The organism is Luteimonas sp. A277, assembly GCF_054052045.1.
On record NZ_JBSVRG010000024.1, the window covers coordinates 1 to 4428 of the forward strand.

General features: G+C 56.4%; 5 protein-coding genes. All 5 read right to left on the reverse strand.

The window, feature by feature from the left end; translation table 11 throughout:
• Nucleotides 1-1046 precede the first annotated feature (1046 nt).
• Nucleotides 1047-1976, reverse strand: coding sequence for a 5'-nucleotidase (locus tag ACW7G2_RS13980; RefSeq protein ID WP_456976820.1), 930 nt, complete (start codon nt 1974-1976; stop codon nt 1047-1049).
• A 128-nt stretch (nt 1977-2104) separates the two neighbouring features.
• Nucleotides 2105-2464 (reverse strand): VOC family protein, encoded by a 360-nt coding sequence (locus ACW7G2_RS13985; RefSeq protein WP_456976822.1) that lies wholly within the window; start codon nt 2462-2464, stop codon nt 2105-2107.
• A gap of 460 nt (nt 2465-2924) precedes the next feature.
• Complete coding sequence (locus ACW7G2_RS13990; RefSeq protein ID WP_456976824.1) at nt 2925-3311, reverse strand: MAPEG family protein; 387 nt, start codon at nt 3309-3311, stop codon at nt 2925-2927.
• Nucleotides 3312-3447: 136 nt separating this feature from the next.
• Complete coding sequence (locus tag ACW7G2_RS13995) at nt 3448-3894, reverse strand: hypothetical protein (protein ID WP_456976826.1); 447 nt, start codon at nt 3892-3894, stop codon at nt 3448-3450.
• A gap of 28 nt (nt 3895-3922) precedes the next feature.
• Nucleotides 3923-4428 (reverse strand): hypothetical protein (locus ACW7G2_RS14000; RefSeq protein WP_456976828.1); only part of this gene is annotated, 506 nt, incomplete at its 5' end.

Sequence of the window (4428 nt, forward strand, 5' to 3'; positions counted from 1 at the left end):
CGAAGGATATGCGCCTCCCAAGGATCAAAGTAGCGTCCGACCGTGGTGAGCATGATTTAGGGGCCTAACGCCTAAGTTAAGCCGAATTGCAGCGCGTAGCTGGCAACATGGCAAGCTCTTTCTGCCATGTTGACGGCGTAGCGATGCAATTTCGGCTTGAACGCATTGTTAGGCGGCGTCACGACCATAAGCTCCGCAAGCGGGACATGCATTTTGGGAGTGCAGCCAGTGAAGCCAGTTGCCGCTGTGCTGCGTGCGCACCGCATGCCATAACCAGCGGGCCCCACACTTGGGGCAACTGATGGTAGAGCAAGCGAAGATCAGACCACCCAGGCCAATGACGATGGCGGAGATTATGACAAACGCAAATTGGTCAGCGGGCAGGGCATCGATTCGCCACTGGGCAAGAATTATCAGGATCCCGGAGACTCCGAGAGCCAAGTACATGGCGCGGAGCTTCCAGGTCTGATTGGTCTTGATTAGCAGTGGATCGCTTGAGGAACTCATTAGCCGCCTAACACCTAAGTTAAGCCGAGCCGCGAAGCGGCTTCGGCTTGAACGCATTGTTAGGCCCCACCCGGGTCCGCAGTTGGGCAAGAGTCGAGTAACCGGGCTTCAGTTACATCTACGGTGTATGTGTCAGGTCCTGTAGCCCGAACTAGGATGTGACCGGTTTGGTCTAGGCTCAAGCCAATTGGGGCACGTGAGAAGTCAAGCGCTCGCAAGAACTGAAGCGCGCCCCGATCGTGTGATTTGTCACCGGAGCTGACAATTACCTCACTTCGCGAGGTGCGGCCGGATTTGTCAATTGAAGTCTTGATGCAAGTAACCGGCTCGGCGACGTTTGCCGGACCAGCCAATGTGGCTGCAAGAAATATGATCGTTTCAATCATTGGGTCCTCTCCTGTGGGGCCTAACGCCAGAGTTAAGCCGAGACGCGCAGTGGAGCGAAGCACATGGCAAGCTTTATCTGCCATGTGGTTTGCGTAACGAAGCGGCTTCGGCTTGAACGACTTGTTAGCGCGCATAGCGGCACGCCTACAGAACTACTGATTAATGACGCCGAATGGAATGTGTACAGAAGGTACAACCGCGCTAGCCGACTTCAGGTGGCCTGATTGATCATCAAAGAAGATGTGCGGCTTGAGCACGCCTAGAACTCGCCCTTTCTCAATACCTCCGAGAAAGAATGCGTCATTCGCCATCACGCCCCAGTTCTTCAGAGTGTTCAGAGCACGCTCGTGTGACGGAGCGTTTCGCGCTGTCACGATTGATACACGAATTCGGTTCTCGTAGTCCGGATTCGTCTTCTTGTGCTCCTCCTCGACCGACTGAATCTTTGACACTCTGACTAGAAATTCCTTCAATGGCCCGGGATTGTGCGGCTGCATGACGTTCTTAACCTCATGTGCGTGAAACTCCGTAAGCCCCGAGCTCTGCATGACCGCTTCAGACTCGTCTCCCGCCAAGACTCCATCGAAGTCGAACGCGATCCGCAGGGTTTTATCCTCGTCGTCGTCGTCGTCGTCGAACTTCGAATCGAGCACCTGCCCTGCTGGGTGTCCTACACGAATTGCAGAGTCTACGTCTGGCTTATTAGCAGACAAGAAGAGAGCGATGTTCAACGCAGGTATGTACTCATAAGGCGCGCGTCCTTGCATAAAGATTGCCCGCGTAATACCTAGACCGTAATGCTCAATGGTCTTCATCACCCGTAGCCCCGTATCAGGGTCGTTGCGCGATAGCAGCACGACCTCAACCAATGGATCGGAGGGACTGAGGTCGTTGATGGAGAGCAGTCTTTTGATGAAGGGGAATGCGATTCCCTTCGGTAGAGGGTTATTGAGATGCTCCTCTTGGAACTTCCGATACTCCTCTTCCCCACGCGTCTTGAAGACATGATCAGCGTCGCTGAGGTCAAAGACGGCGCTTGACGCGACGCCAATTACTAACCGGTCATCTAGTTCGTACGCCATGGATCCCCCGAAAACTCCTGCGCGCTAACGCCTAAGTTAAGCCGAGACGCGCAGTGGAGCGAAGCACATGGCAAGCTTCATCTGCCATGTGGTTTGCGTAACGAAGCGGCTTCGGCTTGAACGCATTGTTAGGCCTCAGGCTCCGACCACACAGCTAGCTCATTGCCACCGGGCTCTGTGAAATGGAACCTGCGACCACCTGGGAAGACGAAGATTGGCTTGACCACGTCACCGCCTGCGGCCTCGACCTTGCGGAGCGTATCTTCAAGGTCGTCACTGTAAAGGACGATGAGTGCGCTTCCAGCTTCCGTGCGAGCCGCCAGGTCAGACCTAAAGAAGCCGCCATCCAGTCCCTGGTCGGAAAATGCGACGTAGTCGGGACCGTAATCTTCGAACGCCCAGCCGAATGCTTGGACGAAGAATCGCTTCGTTCCCTCCAAGTCTCGCGACGGGTACTCAACGTAGTTGATCTTCTCGTGCCGTGGCATAGCTGGCTCCTGAGGCCTAACGCCTGAACTAAGCCGACGCCACTTGTGGCGTTCGGCTTGAATGAATTGTTAGGCCTCATACGCGGATGAGCAAGGAGGGGGCATATGCAGACCAGTACAAAGCTATGGTGCCAATAAAGCTGAAGGCGAGTGCAAGAGTGACGTACTGTGTCTTGGGCCTCCAGACGGCAACACCGGCAAGAAGTAGGCAAAGCACGGGCAAGGCCCACCACCACTTGATGGTAAGAAATACAAGCCGCGAGTAGCCTGATTGAGTAACATTGAAGCTACTCTAGGCACTAGTGAAGGCGCCCTCAGCACCGTGTTGAACGGCGTAAATGAAGTAGCTCTGGGCCAATGCCAGTAGTAGCACAATGACTATGAGTGCGATTTTCTTGAACATGAGGCCTAACACCTAAGTTAAGCCGAGCCGCGAAGCGGCTTCGGCTTGAACGCATTGTTAGGCCGCACTGCCACGGATGATGCCGGCCAGCGAGCCGATGAGCAGCGCGAGGATGGGCAGAATGGAGAGGCCGAAGCCCACAGCACGGCTGGCTGGTGCTGCCGTATAGCTACGCCAGTAGATGAGCCGGCCGACCAGGTACACCGCGCCGGCAATAGCGACGTAGGATTGCGGCCAGTACTTTGCGGCAATGAACAAGGCTGGAAGGAACGCGACCATGAGCTCTAGTGTGTTCATCTGGACGCGATACACCCGCTCAAACATTTCGTGCCCGGTGACGGCAGGAGCGTTGACCCCGTAAAGGCCGCGGGCGCGGCCCACGAGTACGCTGAAGAAGACGAGCTGGATCACGGCCAGAACAGCCACTAGATCGACGTAGTTCATGTTTCCCCTTGCCACGAAGTAACGTTAGCGGTCTAACACCTAAGTTAAGCCGAGACGCGTAGTGGAGCCAACCACATGGCAAGCTTTACCTGCCATGTGGTTGGCGGAACGAAGCGGCTTCGGCTTGAACGCATTGTTAGGCCGCACCGCCAGAAAGCCTGCCCCAGGACTGCCGAAGGCCCACAAGATGGACGAGGCCGATCAGTAGGCAGATGGAAGAACTCACAACCCAGAACGTCATGCTGTTTCTGGGGAAGTGCGCCATGACCGGCACGAATGCGACGCCCCGAACGATGCAGATGGTCGTGATTGCGGAGAGGATGGTACGTCGCAACGGCAGCTGGCGAATTACACCGGCACCGGAGAGAGCGTAAGCACTCCACCCAGCAAGAACGGCGGCAATGACCAGGGTAACGACGGTGGGATACCAGTGGCCGGCCAAGTGCAGTTGTGCCATTTGCTCTCCGGCGCCCAAGAGCCGAAACAGCGGAGCGCCCACGGCCAGGCACGCCAGATGCATCAGCGCTGCGATCCCGCTAAGGGCGGCGCCGATTACCAGAAACTTGTTGGTTGGACTGCCCATGTAGCTCCCCAGCGGCCTAACACTTAAGTTAAGCCGAGCCGCGAAGCGGCTTCGGCTTGAACGCATTGTTAGGCCGTGGCACCAGCAGGCGACCAATCACGGGAGCAATTGCATGTGACAAATAGCCCAGCATGTAAGTCCAACCTCCCACTTGGGCCAAGCGCCAAAACGGCACCGAACCCCCGGCACCAAGTGCGAGGAAGTGGAACACGCCCCAGGTGGTTGCGTAGATCACCGCCGATAGGACCAAGCCAACTACCAGAAGGCAGGTGAGAGCTAAGTGTCCGGAACGCTGCGCGAGCAGAACCCCAAGCACGGCAGCAGCGATGGGTGAGAGGAGGGCAAGAGTGATGCGTAACCACTGGGCTTCCGGAATGTCTGCGGCGAACGACAGCACCACGCCGGCGAGAATAAAGATCAGTGCAAAGATCACATATGAGCGCATATCAGACTCGGCCCTCCACGGCCTAACGCTTGAGTTAAGCCGACTTGCGTAGTGGAGCCAAAGCCATGGCAAGCTTTTTCTGCCATGGT